The 20,547-nt window shown below is 53.1% G+C and carries 20 protein-coding genes; 7 read left to right on the forward strand and 13 right to left on the reverse strand.

Features of this window, described 5'->3' with window-relative positions:
- Window positions 1–69: 69 nt before the first annotated feature.
- The 7 genes from GGR95_RS02405 to GGR95_RS02435 all read right to left on the reverse strand — a co-directional run bounded on the left by GGR95_RS02405 (window position 70) and on the right by GGR95_RS02435 (window position 6,916).
- Window positions 70–1,494 carry a TadA family conjugal transfer-associated ATPase gene (locus GGR95_RS02405; RefSeq protein ID WP_184562374.1) on the reverse strand — a complete coding sequence of 475 codons (1,425 nt, stop codon included), beginning with the start codon at window positions 1,492–1,494 and terminating at the stop codon, window positions 70–72.
- Between the two features lie 26 nt (window positions 1,495–1,520).
- The gene (locus GGR95_RS02410) at window positions 1,521–2,762 is read right to left on the reverse strand and encodes a CpaE/TadZ family protein (RefSeq protein ID WP_184562375.1); all 1,242 of its coding nucleotides are present in this window, start codon (window positions 2,760–2,762) and stop codon (window positions 1,521–1,523) included.
- Between the two features lie 300 nt (window positions 2,763–3,062).
- Window positions 3,063–3,719 (reverse strand): OmpA family protein, encoded by a 657-nt coding sequence (locus GGR95_RS02415; RefSeq protein WP_425506364.1) that lies wholly within the window; start codon window positions 3,717–3,719, stop codon window positions 3,063–3,065.
- Between the two features lie 13 nt (window positions 3,720–3,732).
- Window positions 3,733–5,169 (reverse strand): type II and III secretion system protein family protein, encoded by a 1,437-nt coding sequence (locus GGR95_RS02420; protein WP_184562379.1) that lies wholly within the window; start codon window positions 5,167–5,169, stop codon window positions 3,733–3,735.
- A 217-nt stretch (window positions 5,170–5,386) separates the two neighbouring features.
- Window positions 5,387–6,241 carry a Flp pilus assembly protein CpaB gene (gene cpaB / locus GGR95_RS02425; protein ID WP_184562381.1) on the reverse strand — a complete coding sequence of 285 codons (855 nt, stop codon included), beginning with the start codon at window positions 6,239–6,241 and terminating at the stop codon, window positions 5,387–5,389.
- Window positions 6,242–6,365: 124 nt separating this feature from the next.
- Window positions 6,366–6,566: a Flp family type IVb pilin gene (locus GGR95_RS02430; RefSeq protein ID WP_184562383.1), complete on the reverse strand. Its 201-nt coding sequence runs from the start codon at window positions 6,564–6,566 to the stop codon at window positions 6,366–6,368.
- A gap of 122 nt (window positions 6,567–6,688) precedes the next feature.
- A complete protein-coding gene (locus tag GGR95_RS02435) occupies window positions 6,689–6,916 on the reverse strand; it encodes a Flp family type IVb pilin (RefSeq protein ID WP_184562385.1) in 228 nt (75 codons plus the stop codon).
- Window positions 6,917–7,277: 361 nt separating this feature from the next.
- Here GGR95_RS02435 and GGR95_RS02440 point away from each other — a divergent pair, with 361 nt between their 5' ends.
- A complete protein-coding gene (locus GGR95_RS02440) occupies window positions 7,278–8,105 on the forward strand; it encodes a lytic transglycosylase domain-containing protein (RefSeq protein WP_184562387.1) in 828 nt (275 codons plus the stop codon).
- A 7-nt stretch (window positions 8,106–8,112) separates the two neighbouring features.
- Here GGR95_RS02440 and GGR95_RS02445 read toward each other — a convergent pair whose 3' ends face one another.
- The 6 genes from GGR95_RS02445 to tldD form a co-directional block, all read right to left on the reverse strand.
- Window positions 8,113–8,736: a 3-oxoacid CoA-transferase subunit B gene (locus tag GGR95_RS02445; RefSeq protein ID WP_184562772.1), complete on the reverse strand. Its 624-nt coding sequence runs from the start codon at window positions 8,734–8,736 to the stop codon at window positions 8,113–8,115.
- Window positions 8,736–9,440: a CoA transferase subunit A gene (locus GGR95_RS02450; RefSeq protein WP_184562389.1), complete on the reverse strand. Its 705-nt coding sequence runs from the start codon at window positions 9,438–9,440 to the stop codon at window positions 8,736–8,738. Before GGR95_RS02450 ends, GGR95_RS02445 begins: the two co-directional genes overlap by 1 nt.
- Window positions 9,441–9,558: 118 nt before the next feature.
- Window positions 9,559–10,128, reverse strand: a complete 570-nt coding sequence (locus GGR95_RS02455) for a L,D-transpeptidase (protein ID WP_184562391.1) — start codon at window positions 10,126–10,128, stop codon at window positions 9,559–9,561.
- 151 nt (window positions 10,129–10,279) lie between these two features.
- A complete protein-coding gene (topA, locus tag GGR95_RS02460; protein WP_184562393.1) occupies window positions 10,280–13,081 on the reverse strand; it encodes a type I DNA topoisomerase in 2,802 nt (933 codons plus the stop codon).
- Between the two features lie 177 nt (window positions 13,082–13,258).
- Complete coding sequence (dprA, locus tag GGR95_RS02465) at window positions 13,259–14,335, reverse strand: DNA-processing protein DprA (protein WP_343042030.1); 1,077 nt, start codon at window positions 14,333–14,335, stop codon at window positions 13,259–13,261.
- 301 nt (window positions 14,336–14,636) lie between these two features.
- Entirely contained in the window at window positions 14,637–16,058 is a 1,422-nt protein-coding gene (gene tldD / locus GGR95_RS02470) for a metalloprotease TldD (protein ID WP_184562395.1), read from the reverse strand.
- Window positions 16,059–16,225: 167 nt separating this feature from the next.
- Between tldD and coxB the strand changes: the two genes are divergently transcribed.
- The 6 genes from coxB to GGR95_RS02500 all read left to right on the forward strand — a co-directional run bounded on the left by coxB (window position 16,226) and on the right by GGR95_RS02500 (window position 20,546).
- Window positions 16,226–17,122, forward strand: a complete 897-nt coding sequence (gene coxB, locus GGR95_RS02475) for a cytochrome c oxidase subunit II (protein ID WP_184562397.1) — start codon at window positions 16,226–16,228, stop codon at window positions 17,120–17,122.
- 108 nt (window positions 17,123–17,230) lie between these two features.
- On the forward strand, window positions 17,231–18,166 hold the full coding sequence (cyoE, locus tag GGR95_RS02480) for a heme o synthase (RefSeq protein ID WP_184562399.1): 936 nt from the start codon (window positions 17,231–17,233) through the stop codon (window positions 18,164–18,166).
- Window positions 18,166–18,360, forward strand: a complete 195-nt coding sequence (locus tag GGR95_RS02485) for a cytochrome C oxidase assembly protein (protein WP_184562401.1) — start codon at window positions 18,166–18,168, stop codon at window positions 18,358–18,360. The genes cyoE and GGR95_RS02485 overlap by 1 nt, the downstream gene beginning before the upstream one ends.
- Window positions 18,360–18,929 (forward strand): cytochrome c oxidase assembly protein, encoded by a 570-nt coding sequence (locus tag GGR95_RS02490; protein ID WP_184562403.1) that lies wholly within the window; start codon window positions 18,360–18,362, stop codon window positions 18,927–18,929. The genes GGR95_RS02485 and GGR95_RS02490 overlap by 1 nt, the downstream gene beginning before the upstream one ends.
- Window positions 18,930–18,963: 34 nt before the next feature.
- Window positions 18,964–19,770 (forward strand): cytochrome c oxidase subunit 3, encoded by an 807-nt coding sequence (locus tag GGR95_RS02495; RefSeq protein ID WP_184562405.1) that lies wholly within the window; start codon window positions 18,964–18,966, stop codon window positions 19,768–19,770.
- A 95-nt stretch (window positions 19,771–19,865) separates the two neighbouring features.
- Entirely contained in the window at window positions 19,866–20,546 is a 681-nt protein-coding gene (locus GGR95_RS02500) for an SURF1 family protein (RefSeq protein WP_184562407.1), read from the forward strand.
- The last annotated feature ends 1 nt before the right edge of the window (window position 20,547 follow it).

Below are 20,547 nucleotides of genomic sequence, written 5' to 3' on the forward strand. Positions count from 1 at the left end.
TTATCGCCCTCTCGGGCATTTCCAAATTGGTGCCCGTTCGGGCGTCGCAAAGTCTGAAACGCTGCCGTTTTATTGGGCCGCGATTGGTTCATAGATGGATGATGGCAGGTCATAGCCCCACATGCGGAAGCGCTCGGAATAGTGGCTCCGCACACCTGTGGCCGTGAAGTGACCGATGATCTTATTGTCTGGCGTCAGGCCCACGCGCTGGTAGCGGAAAATTTCCTGCATCGAGATAACATCTCCTTCCATCCCGGTGATTTCGGTGATGGAGGTCATACGGCGGCTACCATCTTGCAGACGCGATGCCTGCACGATGAGGTTCACAGCCGAGGAAATCTGGCTGCGCACCGCCTTGAGGGGCATTTCAATACCGGCCATGGCGATCATGTTTTCAAGACGTGATACACCGTCCCGAGCAGAGTTCGCGTGGATCGTCGTCATGGAGCCGTCATGGCCGGTGTTCATGGCTTGAAGCATATCGATAACTTCTTCGCCACGTGTTTCCCCCACGATGATACGGTCAGGCCGCATACGTAGGGCATTTTTCAAACAATCGCGCGGGCTTACTTCGCCTTTACCTTCGACGTTTGGCGGACGGCTTTCCATCCGGCCAACGTGTGTCTGTTGCAGCTGGAGTTCGGCTGTATCCTCGATGGTCAGAATGCGTTCGGCGTTATCAATAAACGATGACAGCGCGTTAAGTGTGGTTGTTTTACCAGAACCTGTACCACCAGAAACGATGATGTTGAGGCGCGTCGCCACAGCGGCTTGTAAATAAGCGGCCATCTCTTCAGTGAAAGCGCCAAATTGCACAAGATCGTCGATGCCTAGTTTGTCTTTTTTGAACTTACGAATGGAAACAAGGCTACCGTCCACTGCGACTGGAGGGACCATGGCGTTAAAACGCGACCCGTCTTTCAAGCGCGCATCGACGTAAGGGTTTGATTCATCGACACGGCGGCCAACGGCGCTTACGATTTTGTCGATGATACGCAGCAGGTGGCGTTCATCCTTGAATGTAACGTCCGTCAATTCCAGCTTGCCCGAGCGTTCCACAAAGATTTGCTGTGGGCCATTTACGAGAATATCGTTTACGGTTTCGTCTTTTAGCAATGTTTCCAGCGGACCAAGGCCTGTCACCTCGTCATATAGCTCGGAGTTGAGCGTCATCCGGTCTTCGCGGCCCAGTGCGATGGAGTTGTCATTCAAGAACTCTGCTGTGATCGCATTGATTTCCTGACGTAAATCGTTTTCAGACGCATGTTCCAGCGCGGCAAGATTGAGGTTGTCCAAAAGGACACGGTGCAATTCAAGCTTGATGTCCCCCATCCGTTGCTTGCGCTTGAGCTCTTTATCAATGGGAGCAATAGCAGCAGGTGCCGCTGCACGCCGCATTGATGTGGAGGCTGCGGGCTCTTTTACAGGCGCAATCGGGGTCACAGATGCCTTTTTTGCCGGGGCGGAGTCCGATTTTTTATATTTGGAGAACATTGCGTTGTGCTTTCTTTACTCGGATCTCAGGCTGCGGCGGCATCATTGTCGCGCAGGGCGTGGATAGAGTTAGCCAGTTTGACAATCTCTTTACGAAGCGGGCTTTTGGGCGCGGAAGCTGCCAATGGTATGCCGTGATCATTGGCTTGCGTGATGGCTTTGCCACCATCGGGAAGCATCAACTCAATGTTAATGTCGAGGCTTTCGCCCATTCGTTTGACCCGACTTTTGCCGTTGATGTCAGTGAACTTTGGCGCACGGTTAAGCACGTAGCGCAGTTTTTCAACGGGCAGATCTTCGGATTGGAGGGCGCGTTTGAAGCGCAATGTGTTTTGCGCCGAGCGCATATCCAGTTCGAAGGTTGCAAAATAGACATGGGCGGCGCTCAGCACGGCCTCTGACCATTGAACCAAGGTAGATGGCATATCAATGACAACATAATCAAACTGATTACGCGCGATTTGTAAAATGCGGTTGATGTCTTCGGATGCGACTAAATCCAGGGGGAGCATTTCTGGTGGCGCCGTAAGAACCTGCATTTTGTCTTCAAAAGAGACCAAAGCCTGGCCGAACATTTCTTCGTCCATGGATTCAGTATCTGACAGCATTTCATAAACGACGTCACGACGGGGGAGATCGAGGAACGTGGACACCGAGCCGTATTGCAAATCGAGGTCTAGCAAACATACAGAGGGGGCATCTGTTTTCGACACGTTCGCCAACTCCCATGCTAGATTGACAGCCAAGGTTGTCGCACCCGTGCCTCCGGCCAGCCCATGAACCACTATCACGGCACCATCTTTTCGCGCACCTACCCGTAGCGGGCCGGTTTGCGCAGCAGGGGCAGGGGCCGCAACGGGTTCAGGTGTGCGAAGGCGCTCAATGGCTTGGGCCAGCTCGCCTTCGGGAAGAGGGTAGGGGATGAATTCGTCGGCACCCTGACGTAGTAAGGAGTGGAGCGCAGAAGTGCTAAGGTCCTCGGCTACCAAAATCACTTTGATGCCGTTCCTTTTTGCATTGCCGATGATTTCGACCATCATGGGCAAATCGTCTTCGTCAGCGTCGTTCAAAGCCAGAGCAATGAACTCCATGTCACTGGCTTCTGGCTGATCGAAAAACACCAGGGCCTCTGTGAAGTTAAGTTCACCCCAACTTTCTCCCAGAGCACTTTCCATGTCTTCGATCAACAGGTCGAAATCTTGCACATCACGGCTGACTGTGCATGCAAGAATTGGTTCCTGCTCTGGTTGTGGCATTCCGCTGCTCATAGCCTTCATTCCTTTTGTCAAAGGGCCCCGTCATCAGGCAAGACGCCACGAACCTGTGACACTTTTCCGTGCGTGCCCCACCCCAAGATTTCACTCGGGCAGAGTTTTCTCATTGAAGGGTTTATCGCTCTGAACTGGGGCGAGATTGGGGCCGAAAAGCTGCGATTGTTGGATTGTTTGAAACGATCATAGGTTTTCGCGGTAGATTAGCCCGTGACATATTTTCGGGCAGGCACAAAAAAACTGCCCGTTACAGGCAGTTTCTTAGTGTTTACGTGGTTAATAAGCTGTTGTGGTGGCTTACTCGGAAGCTGCGGCCCCACCGCCGCCTCCTTGTGCCGCGCTTGCAACATAGTCGCGGTAAATGATTTGCGCGTATTTTCCATCCAGTACGGTTGGATGGCGTTTCACGAATCCGCTTACCTCTGTCACTGTCCGGCGATTGCGGCGTTCACGGCCATCCGTCACGACCAGTGGCTGAGTTTCTCCATATGAAACAATGGCTTCAAGGCGGTTGCGGCTGATTCCTTGTGTCGAAAGATACTGTACAACTGCGTTTGCACGACGTTGTCCTAGTGACTTGTTTGACCGGTTGGAGCCGACAGCATCTGTATGCCCGTAGACGCGGAAGCGAATTTCAGGGAACTGACGAATCCAACCTGCTTGGGTGCGCAAAATTGCCTGTGCTGTGCCGTCCAGTTGAGAGGAGCCAAATTCGAAATTAACCGTGCTGTCTACTTCAGTCGAGAAGCGTTTGGCCAAGTCGAATGTATACTGACGCTCCCCGGTCATAATCAGGCGGTTGTTAAGTGTTGCTTCGCCGAAGCCACCAGTATCAACTAAAGATCCAGCTTCGCTGTAAAATTGGGTGTAAACCATGTCTGTGCTGGGGGCGCAGGCTGTCAGCGCAAGGGCTGCCGACAGCAAGCTGCCGCTAAGTATGTGCCGATTTGTCATGCTTTGCATCGCTTTAATCCAGTACATAGCCATATGACCCAGTAAAGTCCTGTTTAGCAACCTCGCCAGCAGCACCTTTTTGTGGCGTACGTGTCCCTGCGGCGGTTCTGCCGTAAAGAAACAGGTCTTTTTCCGTAGGGGGCTTGATACGATCCGTTGGCAAGGCCAGCGCTTCGCCGCGTGTCGGTGTAACCAGATGGGCGCTGATGATGATCACCAGTTCTGTCTGGCTACGCTGATAGTTTGCCGAGCGGAACAAGGCACCCAGTACGGGCACATCGCCAATCCAAGGCAGCTGTGAAGAGCTGTCGGTGAAATCATCTTGCAGCAAGCCCGCAATGGCAAAGCTCTCGCCGTCGCGCAATTCTACTGTGGTGGCCGTTTCGCGGCGCGAGAAGGCTGCAACCGTAAGGCCGTTAACGCTGATGCCGTTTGCCGTATCAATTGCCGAAACGGCAGCGACCAGTTCCAGGTTGATCAGGTCTTTATCCACAACACGGGGTGTGAACTGCATTTCAACGCCGAAGGGTTTGAATTCAATAGATGTGGTGCCATCTTCGCTTGCGACTGGAACAGGGTATTCACCACCTGCAAGGAAACGTGCTTGTTGACCAGAGAGTGCCACGAGGTTCGGTTCGGCCAGAAAGCGTACGACGCCTTTTTGCTCCAGTGCTTCTAGCAAAATACCAACTTGGGTAGAACCCGCGTTGAAGCCAAAGAGGATCGCACCCGAGTTTGTACCCGCATTGGGGCGGGTACCCGCAAGTGCAGCCGTGCCAGTCGTCTGATTGACCAGACCGCCACTGCCGGCATTCATACCTAGATTACTACCGATGCCACCGCTGAGCGACAAAGACGAACTGAGGGATTTTGAAACAGAGCGCTGCATTTCGGCAAAGCGGACTTTGAGCATGACTTGCTGGATGCCGCCAACGCTCATCAAGTTGGAAACGCGTTCCGGTGCATATCGCTCTGCAAGCTCTAAAGCTCGCGACAGCTTTTGCGCTGATGTGACAACACCGGACAGGACAATCCCGTCATTGGCGGAACGCACCTCAATTTTTTCACCGGGCAGGATTTGCCGTAGACGTTCTTTGAATTCGGAAAGGTCAGGGGTAACTTGAATTTCCACATTGGTGATCAGACGGCCTGATGCGTCAAACAGCGTAACTGTTGTTGTGCCAGGGGCTTTGCCCAATATATAAATGGTGCGGTCTGACATTGATGATAAATCCGCGATACCAGCATTTGCGACGCTCAACTCTGCAAAAGGTGTATCGCTTTCAACCACAATTGCGCGGTTTAGGGGCACTTGCAGCTTGCTGCTTTTACCACTTTTCACCAAGCGCAGGGTTTCTGCAAGAACCGCCGTAGGGGCCGTCGCTGCAAGTCCGGATACGCCAATGGTTAGCCCCAGAAGAGCTGTTCTTATAAATCTGTCAATTTTCATGTGACCCGCCTTTTTGATCACGCCTCAATATAGGGTCTTTGTGCCCGTCGTTTGGAGGACTGTGAGGTAAATTGAAATTTATTGCAAGAAACAATACTTAACACGAAGGCTGCTATGTGGGGTATTGGCAACAGCCCGTCAAATGAGAAACGCCGCTCCAGAAGGGAGCGGCGCACAACTGTGGTATTCGCTATTTTTGTAAGCGGACCTTGAGTTTTTAATTTGTGCAGGGAATTGGCAAGTTTACTACTTCTGCACCGCGGCGTGTACGGATCGTGCAAACCTTTTCTTCTACTTCTTCAGGTGCTGCCGCTGTTTCTACAATCCCAAGAAGGGCGCGTTGGTCTACTTCAATGTTCTTCACAACTTTGGTATCATCACTTGCACCGACAAGTGAAAGGGATAAGCGGCCAGTTGACTGAGCTTGGGCAAGTGATGCAACTTGATTTGGACTAACAGCTACAGTGACTGTGCGTGCAATTTGGGTTCCTTCAACCTCTCCCGAGCTTTGGTCAATAGCGATCAGAGGGATGGTTGTTTCGATGAGCTTGGTTATCCCGCCTTTTCCGCCACCGCTGACGGAGCCCGTCCAATAAATGTCTACTCGGTCACCGGGGCGTAGAAAACCAGAAACACCTGAAGTAACGTCAACCTTAATCGCGAAGGCGCGCATGCCGGGTTCAAGCCGTGATGTAATACCCGCTTCTTCACCTGGTTTGGTGATTTTGACGGCCAATAAGGCTTCGTCTTTTTCGATGGGGCGCAAAACAATACGCGGAAGGTCTGTGTTTTCTGGGAAGAGAACGCCGCTGTCATCGTAATGCCCTTTGGGAAGGGCAGCTACAGGAAAGGCTACTTTTCTTACGTCATCTTTGGAAAGTTTTGCGCCATATTTTAACGCACGGTTTGCGACAAAGATTTCTTTTGTTTCAATGGCCTGCGCTTTTGCTGCTTCGTTGCGTGCAATGGCAATTGCCGTTTGGTATTTTCCGATTTGGTCTTTTGCGAGAAATACAGCGCCTCCGGCTAGCGCGACGCCGACCAGTAGCACGAGTGCAAAAATCATACGCATTTTGTGTTCCTCTTTCCGTTAGATCGGATGGTAAAATCACGTCCGACCGAGATGATCGCCGTTACATAATCTTGTTTTTTTGGCATTGGTTTGCCAGTTGTGTGACGCAAGGAAGACAAGGTTGTTAGTCCGTCGGGTTGCGCAATTCGTCTAGGTCTTTTTCGGAGAGGTAGCTCCCAACCTCTTCACCCATGGTGTCGCTACCACCCTGAATGGTTGTAAAAGCAACAATTGAGATTCCTACCATGGCTGCAGTTAAAACGACCCAGTCTACAGTGACTGCGCCTTTTTCTTCTTTGTGAAAAGAGATAAGCCATTTGGTCATGTTGCGATCCTATTTGGTGATATTGGGACGCTTGAAGGAAAAGAGGAGCCACATCCCAAAGTAGAACGCGGCCCCTCAAATTTTTAAGATACTTTATAGGTATCTAATAGTTCGGGCGACGATTAGTTTCCTGCGCCGTCTTGAGTTACTGCTTGTTCACCGAAGTTATCGGCGCCAACAGTTTGGCCAAGCAAGAAGGAACCAGTGTTTGCTGTCATGTCTGCAGCACCGTCACGGATGGAACCGTATGCAGCAATTGCCAGGCCAACAACCGCAGCTGTCAGAACAACCCAGTCAACTGTTACTGCGCCGTCTTCGTCATTGCGGAAGTTTTTTACGAAAGTCATCATGTTAGTATCCCTCCAAAGGATTTATAAGATTTAAAGTTTCGTACCTAGCTTTGCGTTCCGGCCCACTCTCATTCAGGCCCGCTCGACTTGGTATGACGCTATATAGCTGTATGAATGGGGCATGAATTTGGCGGCAAATGGGGCATTTTAGATTTATGGTGCCGAATTTTCATTAATTCCCATAAGTCATTGATATGAAGTGAATTGAAGTACAATTTTAGGTGTTAATCTTTCATTAATTGATATCCGAACACCCTAATTACGGCGAAACCGCCACTTTTGGCTGCCTCAATTGCTGGATTTTGGGATGTTTTTGAGTGATGTTGGTCGAAAAACTAGTCAATTTACGAGAGTGGGCAGTATGAAACGTGATTTTTTGTCGTGGATAATCGGCGCCACACTGGCATTTTCGCCTATTGCGACTGGTTTGCAGGCGGATTCGCCGAAACCTTTCCCCGATTTCCAACCAAAATTCGTGTCGCCACCCAAAGCGGGGGCTCGAAAACGTTCAACTGTGAAGATCAACCGTCCTGCGCAAAACATTACACCTGTCGCTCCAGACGTCGTCGCTGAACCATCGGGTGCAATAGCGCGCCCCAAAGCGGGACAATATGATTGGTTCTGGAGTGTCATCTCCCCCGCAGGGGCCCAATCGGGTCCGGGGCGGCTGGAAATGGCGATGAACGCGCTCTCTGGATCTAACAACCGTGTGCCTGCGCCACGTCTTCAGCATATGCAGGACCTTGCCAAGGTACATGGGGTGGATATTTTGATGTCTTCAGTGGGTACAAAAGTATCCCCCGCACTTGCGCTTGCGGTTATCGCAGTTGAATCTTCGGGCCGAAGTGATGCTGTCAGTAGCGCAGGCGCGCAGGGATTGATGCAGCTTATGCCCGATACCGCCAGCCGCTTTGGTGTAACAGACAGCACAATCGCCAAGCAGAATATCTCTGGTGGGATTAAATATCTGGATTGGTTGATGGGGGAGTTCGACAGCGATCCGATTTTGGTACTGGCTGGATACAATGCAGGGGAGGGATCGGTGCGCAAATACGAAGGGGTCCCGCCATTTGCGGAAACGCGTGATTATGTGCCAAAAGTGCTGGCTGCGTTTCAGGTGGCAAAGGGCCTATGTAAAACGCCGCCCGAGTTGATCTCGGACGGCTGTGTGTTCAATGTTATGAAGTAACGAGCGTTCAGACCAATGTTGCCTGAGTTGCCGCGCGCAGTTCTTCTTCTGTAACGCCCTCGGCGCATTCAACAATGCGCAAGCCGCCTTCAACCACGTCAAGAACACCAAGATTGGTGATGATGCGGTCTACAACGCCTTTGCCTGTCAGAGGTAGAGTGCAGGCTTTTAGGACTTTGCTTTCGCCGTGTTTGTTTGCGTGGTCCATCACGACGATCACGCGGCCAACACCCGCAACCAGATCCATCGCGCCGCCCATACCTTTGATCAGCTTGCCCGGAATCATCCAGTTTGCCAGATCACCGGTTTCAGAGACTTCCATCGCGCCCAGGATAGCGGCTGCGATCTTGCCGCCACGGATCATCGCAAAGGATGTCGCGCTGTCGAAATAGGCTGTGCGGTCCATCTCGGTGATCGTTTGTTTGCCTGCGTTGATCAGGTCTGGGTCTTCATCACCTTCAAAAGGGAAGGGCCCCATGCCCAGCATGCCGTTTTCGGATTGTAGGGTAATATCCTTGTCGCCGACATAGTTGGCAACCAGCGTTGGGATGCCGATGCCAAGGTTCACATACATGCCGTCTTCAAGTTCTTGTGCGGCGCGTGCCGCCATTTGGTTACGATCCCACATGATTATGCTCCCTCGCGTGTACGAACAGTACGCTGTTCGATGCGTTTTTCGTGTGTACCCTGAATAATGCGGTGCACATAAATGCCCGGCAGGTGGATGTTGTCGGGATCAAGGCTGCCTGTAGGGACAATTTCTTCGACCTCGACAATACAGACTTTGCCGCACATCGCGGCAGGCGGGTTAAAGTTACGTGCGGTTTTACGGAAGATCAGGTTGCCCGTCGCATCGGCTTTCCATGCCTTCACAATTGCCAGATCAGCAAAAATACCTTCTTCAAGGATGTAATCCTGCCCGTTCCAGTTTTTCACGTCTTTGCCTTCGGCAATCACAGTGCCCACGCCGGTTTTGGTATAGAAACCGGGGATGCCTGCACCGCCTGCGCGCATACGCTCGGCCAATGTGCCTTGGGGGGTGAATTCCAGTTCAAGCTCGCCTGACAGGTACTGACGCATGAATTCTGCGTTTTCACCCACATAGGACGAGATCATTTTCTTGACCTGTTTGGTCTGGAGTAAAATCCCGATGCCAAAATCATCAACGCCTGCATTGTTTGAAGCGAATGTCAGTTCTTTGGCGCCGTTTTCTTTGATTGCCTGCAACAGAAGTTCGGGAATGCCGCATAGGCCAAACCCGCCGGAGGCAATCAACATACCGTCCGTTAGAACGCCGTCTAACGCTTCGGCTGCGTTTGCGTAAATTTTATTCATGAAATGGTGCTCCCCTGATCCGTGAAGTGGTCAGCGCAGTTTTGACGCGGGGGAAGGGGGCTGTCAATGAGACGCTGCGCTGCGGCAAGATGCTGTGCCGCAGCGCTTGGTGTCGTTTTTAGAACAAGCGAACTTGTGTACCAATTGGTGTCATGGCGTAAAGCTCGGCAATCTTTTCGTTATAGAGGCCAATACACCCGTCCGATGAACGGCGACCGATTTTACGTGTGTCTTGGGTTCCGTGGATCAGGTAATACTGCCACGACAGATACATCGCATGCGTCCCAAGAGGGTTGTCTGGGCCAGGAGGCATGTATTTCAGTTCGGGGTTGCGCTGTACCATTGACGGGGTAGGGGTCCAGTCGGGACCAATGCGTTTGCGTACCACTTTTGTGTAGCCGCGTTTGGTCAACTCGTCTGTGCGGGGCACCGAGGTTGGATAAATGTTATAGATTTTGCCATCGCCACTCCAGAAATGCAGCGCGCGTGACGTAATATCAGCAACAATTGCGCCTTTGCCCAACGTCTCAAAGTGGTCTTCCCACCGCTGAGGGGTAAAGCTCATGATGTTACGAGGCGAAGCCGTAGCCACAGGGCCAGCCTGCTGCGCGAGAATGAGTGAGGGCGTGGCAAGAGCCGCACCTGTAGTGGCGATCATTGCGCGGCGGGAAAATTTTGAACCTGACATTGTTTACTCTTTCCTGTGCTATTTAGCGAAAATTAGCGGATAGGGGACATTTTTCCAAGTAATACCTCATCGCCTGACGACAATGTTACTAGGAGTGATCTGCGTTGGAGTAAGCAGGCAGCCTGTCACCTGCGTGAAAGGCTGCGCTTGATCATGCTTCTTTTGGCGCAGCGGGTTTTTTCGCTGGCGTTGCCTTTTTAGCTGCCGGCTTTTTCGCAGTCGTCGCCTTCTTGGCAGCCGGTTTTTTCGCCGCTGGCTTCTTGGCGGCAGGCTTCTTCTTGGGTGCAGGTTTCTTTTTACCCGATTTCTCGGCCCGCTCCTCAATCAACACAACGGCCTGCGACAGCGTGATTTCTTCCGGCTCTATCGTGTCAGGAATAGTCGCATTGATCTTATCCCATTTCACGTAGGGGCCGTATTTCCCCTTCATTACATTCACAGGGCCGCCCGCATCAGGGTGTTCACCCAATTCGCGCAGCGGTGCCGCAGCCACACCACGTTTGCCACGTGATGCTACTTTTTCCGCCAACAACTGCACTGCGCGGTTCATGCCCACGGTGAAAACCTCGTCCAGCCCCTCAAGATTGGCATTTGTGCCACCGCGATCAGAGGTGCTGGGCGCGTGTTTCAGATAGGGGCCATAACGCCCGATGTTAGCCCAAACCATGATACCGTCTTCGGGGTGCGGCCCGATTTCACGCGGCAATGACAACAGCATCAACGCGCGTTCCAAATCCAGTTCTTCTGGCGGCCACTCTTTGGGGACAGATTGACGTGGCGGTTTTTTGTTTTCTTCCGTCACTTCGCCGCGTTGTGCATAGGGGCCAAAACGGCCTTTGAATACACGGATTTCGTCGCCGTTGTCTTCGCCCAACAGCTTGCCTTCGGGCGGGATTGCGGATGCTTCGGCCTCTGGGTTTGGGGGGCCAAAAGGGCGTGTATAGCGGCACTCAGGATAGCTGGAACAGCCGATAAAGGCACCACCCGAACGGGCGGTCCGCATGCTCAGACGCCCAACGCCACAGTTGGGGCATAGGCGCGGATCACTGCCATCTTCGGTGGCGGGGAACAGATGCGGCGCTAGGACGTCGTTGATCTTTTCCAGCACCTCGGTGATGCGCAATTCGGATGTTTCGGCAATAGCCGCCGAAAAATCGCGCCAAAACCGATCCAGAACTTTCTTATATTCCGCCTCACCAGCCGACACTTTGTCCAACTGATCTTCAAGGTCAGCTGTAAAATCATAGCCGATGTAGCGTTTGAAGTAATTCTCAAGGAAGGCGGTAACCAGACGGCCTTTATCCTCTGGGATCAGGCGCTGGCCCTCGCGGCGCACATAGCCACGGTCTTGAATGGTGGTAACAATGCTGGCGTAGGTTGAAGGGCGGCCGATGCCCAGTTCTTCCATACGTTTGACCAACGTCGCTTCGGTATAGCGCGGGGGCGGTTGGGTGAAGTGTTGGCCGCCGATGACGGCACTATTTTCTGCCAGCAAGGCACCTGATTTGCGCTGCATGCCGCTGCTGCGTTCTGTGCCTTTGTCGCTTGCGTCCAGCACGTCGCCATCAGCGGGGGCACCTTGGGCTTTCTCGAAATCAGCCTGATACCGCGCAGCAGAGGCTTTGCTCAGCACATCGCCTTGGGAAATCTGTGGCAGGCGCTTTTCATCATCATCAGCCACATCATCGCGGCCTTCCTCGTAAATCTTAAGGAAGCCGTCAAACAACACAACCTGACCTGTGGCGCGCAGCATAACCTGCTGATCCGCCGAGGAAACATCAACTGTCGTGCGCTCTAACCGTGCGCTTTCCATCTGGCAGGCTAATGTGCGTTTCCAGATCAGATCATAGAGTTTGCGCTGGTCGCCATCCATCAGCTTTAATGCGTCTGCATCTTTGGACATTTCTGTCGGGCGGATACATTCGTGGGCTTCTTGAGCGTTTTTAGCTTTGTTTTTGTAAACACGTGGAGCTGAAGGCACGTATTTGTCGCCGTAACGGTCGGCAATCGCATCGCGGGCCATTTGAACGGCCTCGGGGGCCATATCAATGCCATCGGTCCGCATATAAGTAATGTGACCAGCTTCGTACAACCGCTGTGCTGTGCTCATGGTTTGACGCGCACCCATGCCGAATTTACGGCTGGCTTCTTGTTGTAACGTCGATGTCATGAACGGGGCGGAAGGATTGCGCGAGGCTGGTTTTGCCTCAACCGACGCGACCTTGAGATCACGGCTGGATACTGCTTGAACAGCCATTTCGGCTTTGGTCACATCGCCCAGATCGAATTTCTCAAGCTTCTTGCCTGCAAGTTCGGTCAAGCGAACTTCAAATTCCTGCCCCGAGGGTGTCGTGACAATGGCCTTAACGCTCCAGAATTCGCGGGGGCGGAAGGCTTCGATTTCCATTTCGCGTTCGCAAATGATGCGCAATGTAACCGATTGCACACGTCCGGCAGATTTTGCACCGGGTAGTTTGCGCCATAGAACAGGCGATAGGTTAAAGCCCACCAGATAATCCAGCGCGCGGCGGGCCAGATAGGCCTCCACCAACGGCATATCCACCTGACGGGGGTTCTTCATGGCTTCGGTCACCGCGGATTTGGTGATCGCGTTAAATACAACGCGGCTGACCGGCGTATCTTTTTTGATGGATTTGCGCAGCGTCAACGCTTCTTGCAAATGCCAGCTGATTGCCTCGCCTTCGCGGTCAGGGTCGGTCGCGAGAATCAGTTCATTGTCGAGCTTCAGGGCATCAGCGATGGCCTTCATGTGCTTTTTGGAGCCGCTATCGACTTCCCAAAGCATCTCAAAATCATTGTCGGTATCCACCGAACCATTTTTTGGTGGGAGGTCACGTACGTGGCCATATGACGCGAGAACCGTGAAGTTATCACCGAGATATTTGTTGATCGTCTTGGCCTTGGCGGGAGATTCGACAACGACTACTGGCATGCAATTAAGGTCCTTCGACGGAATGATGGGCGGCGTCTACGGCCTTTGACATGTGGGATGCAAGGGGGCTTTGTCAATGCAGTGGGGGTAGGGAATACTGCTTGGGCGGGGGGAAAAGGCCGTAATATGTTGCTATTGTGCCTCTTTGCCGCAGCGGATTTGGTAATTGGCGTCGTTCTATACGGGCCGCGACAAAAGCCCGCCAATGCCACGTGTGACTTTTCCGTCCATTTCCAACTCTACGAGCGCGGGAGTGATTTTGGCGGATGGGATTTGCAAATCACGGATCAGTTGATCCTCCGCAATAGGGGATGGACTGAGGCGTTGTAGGATCGAAAGATGCAGGTTTGCAGTCTCACGAAGGGTCCTGCGCGGTTTGGGTGCTGGGTGTTGGGTGCTCGTGTCTACCGTAGGCAGTGGTAATGGGGGCTGGTCACTGTGCATTGGGCCCAAGGCATCGATGATATCACTTGCGCTGCGTATCAAAGTGGCGCCGTCGCGGATCAGCATGTTGCAGCCTGCCGCGCGTGCGTCAAAGGGGTGGCCGGGCACCGCCAAAACATCGCGTCCTTGATCCAAGGCGTCGCGTGCGGTGATCAAGCTGCCCGATTTTGCGGCAGCTTCAACAATGACGGTTGCAGAAGACAGGCCTGAAATGATCCGGTTGCGCCGCGGAAAATGCCGCGCTGTGGGTTGCAGACCCATGGGTTGTTCTGAAATGCGCAGCCCTTGCTTTGCAATGTCTTCGGCGAGGCGGGCGTTTTCGGCGGGGTACATAATATCTACACCGCCAGCCTGAACCGCGATTGTGCCAAAGGGCAAAGCTGCCAAATGGGCCGCAGCATCAATCCCGCGCGCAAGGCCTGATACCACAACATATCCGGCCTCGCCCAACTCATGGGCAAGGGTGCGCGCCATTCGTGTGCCCAAGGAAGATGCATTGCGTGCGCCGACAAGGGCAATCATGGGACGTGCCAATATCGCAGGATCACCCAGCAGCCAGATAAATGGCGGGGCATCATCCAATTCTGCCAAAGCGCGAGGGTATTCGGGGTGCGATATGTGCAAGAGCTTTGCGCCTTGCTTGTGAGCGGCGCGTAATTCTGTGCGAACTACGGCCTCTGGGCATACTTCATACCCTGATACGCCCGCAGCGCGTGCTACCTCTGGCAGCGCGGCCAGCGCGTTTTGCGCAGTGCCGTGTTCAGTCAGCAGCCGTCTATATGTGGCAATGCCGACCCGACGCGAGCGCAACAGACGGAGACAGGCAAACTGTTCATCTTCCGTGGGGGGGGGGGAGTGGGGGGTGAGTGGAAGAAGGAAAGTGGTCCTTGTCAGTCATCCTGTCGCTCCGTCTGTTGCTGGAATCAGATATAACCTTTTGCTGGTTAACGCGGGGTGAATCGATTTGGTTTAATTATTGGGGAAACCAACACGAGCAGCCCTGAGACAGGCAGGCAGCTTTTTAAATTACAGGATGCTGTAGTAAAATCAGGTATGTAGGCAGCTGGAGAGTAGACCCCTCCAGCTAAGTAGCCGATTCCTTTTTCAAAATTCAGGTTGCCGACCCGCCGACGGTGAGCCCGCCGATCATCAGCGTAGGCTGACCAACCCCCACAGGCACCCATTGGCCTTGTTTGCCGCAATTGCCCATGCCCGGATCAAGTGCGGGGTCATTGCCGATGGCGCGGATTTGCTTCAGCGCAGTTGCGCCATCTCCGATCAGTGTTGCGCCTTTGACGGGCGCGCCGACAACACCGTTTTGCACACGGTAGGCTTCGGTGCATGAAAACACGAACTTGCCGTTGGTGATATCCACCTGACCGCCGCCAAACCCTACAGCGTAAATGCCGTCTTTCAGATCAGCCACAATGTCTCCGGGGGCTGTGTCGCCGCCCAACATATAGGTGTTGGTCATGCGCGGCATCGGGATATGGGCATAGCTTTGACGCCGCCCGTTGCCTGTGCTTTTGACGCCCGACAGGCGCGCATTCTGGCGGTCTTGCATATAGCCGACCAGTTTGCCGTCTTCGATCAACACGTTTTTCGCGCTTGGCGTTCCTTCGTCATCCACAGAAATACTGCCGCGTCGATCCGGAATTGTGCCATCGTCCAGAACGGTCACGCCTTTTGCGGCGATTTGTTGGCCCATCAGGCCAGCAAAGGCGCTTGCGCCTTTACGGTTGAAATCGCCTTCAAGCCCATGACCAATCGCTTCATGCAACAAAATGCCGGGCCAGCCTGGCCCAAGCACAACGTCCATGACACCAGCAGGGGCGGGGACCGCGTTTAGGTTCACCAAGGCCACGCGCAACGCTTCGCGGGCTTTGCCTTGCCAATCTTGCGGCTCCAACATGCCGTCCAGTGCGATCCGTCCGCCGCCGCCTGCTGTACCGCTTTCGCGGCGGCCTTCATGTTCCACGATCACTGATATATTCACTCGTGTCATAGGACGAACATCGCGCACTGATGTGCCTTCGGGGCGCAGAATCTCGATTTCCTGAAGGGAGGCCGAGATCGAAGCGCTGACCTGTACCACACGGCCATCCATCGCGCGGCAGAAATCATCAATCTCGCGCAACGTGTCTACTTTTACGGAAAAAGCTGCCCCTGCTATGGGATCGGAATCTGTATAGAGTTTTTGATTGGTCCCCTCTGGTGCATCGGCCCAAATACCGCCGCCATCGCCCACAGCAAGGCGGGCCGTCTGTGCTGCGCGGCGCAGTGAGGCTTCGGAAATCTCGGTGGAATGGGCGTAGCCCGCCACCTCGCCGCGCACAGCCCGCAGGCCAAAACCTGTTGCTGCGTCGTAACTTGCGGTTTTCAGGCGTCCGTCATCAAACATCAACCCTTCTGAACGGCTGCGCTCAAAGAAAAGTTCGCCATCGTCTGCACCTGCCACGGCATCGCGCAGAACAGACAGCGCAGTATCACGGTCAAGGGAATCGTCGAACGGCGAAAATGGGGTGTCGGACATTTTGTGGTGCTCCTATCGGGCGGGGAAGGGCGCTTTGCTACCAATTGGCCTGCGCAAATGACTTTCTTTCATCTTCAGAATATGATTGTAAGGCGCCAGATTACAACGCTACGGGCGCTTCCGTGTGCGTTTTGCCACCTCGGGTCAAGAATATCAGGACGAAAATGATGACAAAGCACCTCACACTTGCCGGATTTCTGGCTGCCTTTTCCAGTCTGCCCGCTTGGGCGCAAAGCGTTGACCCACAGGGTCTAGAGATTATCGGTAAGCCTGTTGACGGCCTGATGGGTTTTCAACCGGGCGTGACGCAGCTCGCGACAGACCAGCAGTGGTTGGACGGAATGATTCTTGTGATCATCACGCTCATCACTTTGTTTGTTACTGCTCTGCTTATCTGGGTCGCCATCCGCTATAATGCCAAACGCAATCCGAAACCCGCGACATTTACGCACCACAGCACAATCGAAATTCTGTGGACCATCGGACCGATCCTGATTCTTGTCGCCATCGGCGCATGGTCTTTGCCGATCTTGTTCCGCCAGCAGGAAATTCCCGTTGCTGATGTGACCATCAAGGCCACCGGTAACCAGTGGTATTGGTCATACGAATATGTTGACGATGACTTTGGCTTTGACAGCTACATGATTGGGGCACCGGCGCTGGGTGGCGAAAACATGAAGACACCTGAAGTGATCGCGGAGCTTGAAGCGGCGGGTTATTCCGAAGCTGAATGGCTGTTGGCGACTGACACAGCCGTTGTTGTCCCTGTAAACAAAACTGTTGTGATGCAAGTTACGGGCTCTGACGTGATCCACTCGTGGACGATCCCAGCCTTTGGCGTAAAGCAAGATGGTGTACCTGGCCGCTTGGCTGAACTGTGGTTCAAAGCTGAAAAAGAAGGCGTTTACTTTGGTCAGTGCTCCGAACTATGCGGCATTGCCCACGCCTATATGCCGATCACTGTAAAAGTTGTGTCCGAGGAAGCATATGCCGCATGGTTAGGCCGTGCAAAAGCAGAGTATGCTGGCATTCCACAAGATCTCACTTTTGCTTCGGCAGACTAAAACATCTGTCAGGCAGACATCTACATCTGCCTGACCTCTTATCACTATAGCGCAATGACCCTGCGCTATAGTGTTTGTATCTAGGCCTTGCCATGGGAAGCCCAGACAATGACAGACGCGACAAATTCACAGAGCTTTGAAAAAGAGCCGCAGTTGGGTGACTATTTCGCCCTGATGAAGCCGCGTGTGATGCAGTTGGTTGTTTTTACCGCTGTTGTTGGGATGTTGGCGGCACCTGTGTCTGTAAACCCTGTGATTGGCTTTGCGTCGATCCTGTTTTTGGCCATTGGTGCAGGTGCATCCGGTGCGCTGAACATGTGGTGGGACGCTGATATTGATGCGGTGATGAAGCGCACGATCAACCGTCCGATTCCTGCAGGCAAGGTAACGGGCCAATCCGCAATGTATCTGGGCTGTGCCCTATCCGGCCTTGCGGTAATGATGCTGTCGCTGAGCGCGAACTTGCTGGCAGGTTTTATGCTGGCCTTTACAATTTTCTTTTACGTTGTGCCTTATACCATGTGGCTCAAACGCTCGACACCGCAGAACATCGTGATCGGTGGCGCGGCAGGGGCGTTCCCGCCTGTGATCGGCTGGGTCATCGCCACAGGTAGCTTCGCGCTAGAGCCGTGGTTGATGTTTGCGTTGATCTTCATGTGGACACCGCCCCACTTCTGGGCCTTGGCGTTATTCATGCGCAACGATTATGATGACGCCAAAGTACCCATGCTGACCGTGACACACGGTCGCCGCTCTACGCGCAATCATATTCTTGCCTATACTGTTTTACTGGCTGTTTTGGCTGTCGGTACGGCCTTTAGCGCGATTGGTGGTTGGATTTATCTGGCGACGGCCTTGGTTCTTAACCTACTGTTTCTTAAAGGTGCTTACGGCATCTGGAAGCGCGATGAAGAAATGTCCGAGGCCGATAACTTTGCGGTTGAGCGCAGGTTCTTCATGTTGTCGCTGTGGTATCTGTTCGCTCATTTCGTCGCGATTTTGATTGAAACCATATTAAAGCCCTACGGGCTTGGGGGTTGGTAATGGCATTACGTCCTGAACACGAAATTCACACACGGCGCAAAAGCCTGAACATCGGCGTTGGCTTGATGTTGGGCGGTTTTGTGGTGCTGGTCATGTTTTTGACATTCGCCAAAATCACGTCCTCAGGCTTTCAGATACCTGCTTCTGTAGGCAAAGGCGTCGGCGAACAGATCAGCACCGAGGGGTCAAACTAATGGCTGTTTCAGGTCCACAAAAAACGGCCGCAATGCTTGCTGGTGTTGTTGTTATGATGGGTGGCCTCGCTTGGGCGTCCGTGCCGTTTTACAACTGGTTCTGCAAAGTCACTGGTTTTGGCGGTGTCACAGGGGTGGCAACGGTTGGGCCTGACGAAATACTGGACGAAAAAATCACGATTCGTTTCGACGGGTCGTTGAACGAAAACATGGCGTGGGAATTCAAACCTGTTGTACGGGAAATGGAACTGCGTGTCGGTGAAACAGGGTTGGCTTTTTATGAGGCTTACAATCCAACGGATAAGCCGATTGCCGGTCAGGCCTCGTATAACGTGACGCCGTATCAGGCTGGCGTGTTTTTCGAGAAAATCGACTGCTTTTGTTTTGAAGAACAGGTGCTTGCCCCCGGCGAGCGCGTGCAAATGCCGGTCAGCTTCTTTGTTGACCCAGAAATTGTAGACGATCGTGAAGGACAGTATATACATACCATCACGCTATCTTATACATTCTACCAAATAGATTTGCCCGAGGGATACGCATCCGTCGACGCAAGTCAGCCATTGAACTAATCTAACTAAACACAAGGATAAGGGTACGCGCACCATGGCCCACGCAAAGAACCACGATTATCATATTCTAGCCCCGTCAATCTGGCCGCTGCTCACCTCGCTGTTTGCATTTGTTATGCTCGCTGGCGGTGTTTTGTGGATGCATGATGTAACTGTATTTGTCTTTCTGATCGGTTTCGTCGGTACACTTTATTGCAGTTTTGCATGGTGGTCCGAAGTTGTTGAAGAAAGCAAAATCGGCGACCATACCACCGTTGTGCAGATTGGCCTGCGTTACGGATTTATCCTTTTCGTGATGTCAGAAGTGATGTTCTTTGCCGCATGGTTCTGGAGCTTTTTCAAACACGCGATTTATCCGATGCAGGATTATGTCGGTTCTACATATGTACCGCCGGTGATCTACCAAGTAGACGCGTTCCACCTGCCGTTGATCAACACGCTGATCCTGCTGCTGTCCGGTTGTGCCGTTACATGGGCACACCACGCGCTGGTACATGGAAACAACCGCGCAGACCTGAAAAATGGCTTGATCATCGCAGTTGTGTTGGGCCTGCTTTTCACTACCCTGCAAGGGTATGAGTATGGCTACCTGCTCAAGCAAGGCTGGGAATTTGGCGGGGATCAGTTCTTCTCTAACTTCTTTATGGCGACAGGTTTCCACGGCTTCCACGTTGTTATCGGTACGATCTTCTTGTTCGTTTGCTGGATGCGTGCCCGTGCGGGTCACTTCACGTCTGAACAGCATGTCGGCTTTGAGGCGGCGGCTTGGTACTGGCACTTCGTTGACGTTGTATGGCTCTTCCTCTTTTTCGCAGTCTACATCTGGGGCATCCCGTCCTAAGCACGGGCTTGCACCTCTAGCGATACAAGCTAAAACACGCGCGCGGGGCATTGCCCTGCGCGTTTTTTCATTTCTAGCCGAGTTAGGGGAACCATATGCGTCGCAACCTGTTTCTTATCGTCATCGGAGTGGGGGGAGCTGCGGTTCTGCTTTGGCTAGGCTTTTGGCAAATGCAAAGGTTGGAGTGGAAGCTGGCTGCGATTGCAGATATTGATTCAAGGATCACTGCCGCACCTGTAGCTTTACCTGCCTTGCCCGATCCGGTGGATGATTCCTATCTGCCAGTTGAGGTGTCGGGCACACTTGATCCCGCGTATTTGCGTGTTTTGGTCAGCCAGAAAGATATCGGAGCAGGTTACCGGATTATTTCGGCGCTAGATGTGGGCAATCGCCGCGTCTTGCTGGACCGTGGGTTTGTTCCTGTCGACCGCACGCAGCTTCCTGAACATGAAGGCATGGTGACGGTGCAGGGAAATCTTCAATGGCCACAAGAGATTGACAGCTTTACACCTGAACCAGACACACAGAAAAACATCTGGTTTGCCCGCGATGTTGCCGCAATGGCGCAGGCACTTGGGACCGATCCGATCTTTGTTGTCGCCAAACAAACTTCTTTTAACGATGCGCCGATTGCGCCGCTTCCGGTTGACACTTCGGCCATTCCAAACGACCACCTGAAATACGCCATCACTTGGTTCTCGCTTGCTGCGATCTGGATCATGATGAGCGCCGCTTTTATCCTGCGCGCCCGCCGCGCCCCCAAATCTGTGAGCTGAC

This window comes from Sulfitobacter undariae (assembly GCF_014196805.1).
GTDB lineage: Bacteria > Pseudomonadota > Alphaproteobacteria > Rhodobacterales > Rhodobacteraceae > Sulfitobacter > Sulfitobacter undariae.

Bases quoted from the DNA above. Each gene is read 5' to 3' on its own strand.
- GGR95_RS02405 (WP_184562374.1), bottom strand. From the start codon at position 1,494: ATGTTCTCCAAATATAAAAAATCGGACTCCGCCCCGGCAAAAAAGGCA.
- GGR95_RS02410 (WP_184562375.1), bottom strand. From the start codon at position 2,762: ATGAGCAGCGGAATGCCACAACCAGAGCAGGAACCAATTCTTGCATGC.
- GGR95_RS02415 (WP_425506364.1), bottom strand. From the start codon at position 3,719: ATGACAAATCGGCACATACTTAGCGGCAGCTTGCTGTCGGCAGCCCTT.
- GGR95_RS02420 (WP_184562379.1), bottom strand. From the start codon at position 5,169: ATGAAAATTGACAGATTTATAAGAACAGCTCTTCTGGGGCTAACCATT.
- cpaB (WP_184562381.1), bottom strand. From the start codon at position 6,241: ATGCGTATGATTTTTGCACTCGTGCTACTGGTCGGCGTCGCGCTAGCC.
- GGR95_RS02430 (WP_184562383.1), bottom strand. From the start codon at position 6,566: ATGACCAAATGGCTTATCTCTTTTCACAAAGAAGAAAAAGGCGCAGTC.
- GGR95_RS02435 (WP_184562385.1), bottom strand. From the start codon at position 6,916: ATGATGACTTTCGTAAAAAACTTCCGCAATGACGAAGACGGCGCAGTA.
- GGR95_RS02440 (WP_184562387.1), top strand. From the start codon at position 7,278: ATGAAACGTGATTTTTTGTCGTGGATAATCGGCGCCACACTGGCATTT.
- GGR95_RS02450 (WP_184562389.1), bottom strand. From the start codon at position 9,440: ATGAATAAAATTTACGCAAACGCAGCCGAAGCGTTAGACGGCGTTCTA.
- GGR95_RS02455 (WP_184562391.1), bottom strand. From the start codon at position 10,128: ATGTCAGGTTCAAAATTTTCCCGCCGCGCAATGATCGCCACTACAGGT.
- topA (WP_184562393.1), bottom strand. From the start codon at position 13,081: ATGCCAGTAGTCGTTGTCGAATCTCCCGCCAAGGCCAAGACGATCAAC.
- tldD (WP_184562395.1), bottom strand. From the start codon at position 16,058: ATGTCCGACACCCCATTTTCGCCGTTCGACGATTCCCTTGACCGTGAT.
- coxB (WP_184562397.1), top strand. From the start codon at position 16,226: ATGACAAAGCACCTCACACTTGCCGGATTTCTGGCTGCCTTTTCCAGT.
- cyoE (WP_184562399.1), top strand. From the start codon at position 17,231: ATGACAGACGCGACAAATTCACAGAGCTTTGAAAAAGAGCCGCAGTTG.
- GGR95_RS02485 (WP_184562401.1), top strand. From the start codon at position 18,166: ATGGCATTACGTCCTGAACACGAAATTCACACACGGCGCAAAAGCCTG.
- GGR95_RS02490 (WP_184562403.1), top strand. From the start codon at position 18,360: ATGGCTGTTTCAGGTCCACAAAAAACGGCCGCAATGCTTGCTGGTGTT.
- GGR95_RS02495 (WP_184562405.1), top strand. From the start codon at position 18,964: ATGGCCCACGCAAAGAACCACGATTATCATATTCTAGCCCCGTCAATC.
- GGR95_RS02500 (WP_184562407.1), top strand. From the start codon at position 19,866: ATGCGTCGCAACCTGTTTCTTATCGTCATCGGAGTGGGGGGAGCTGCG.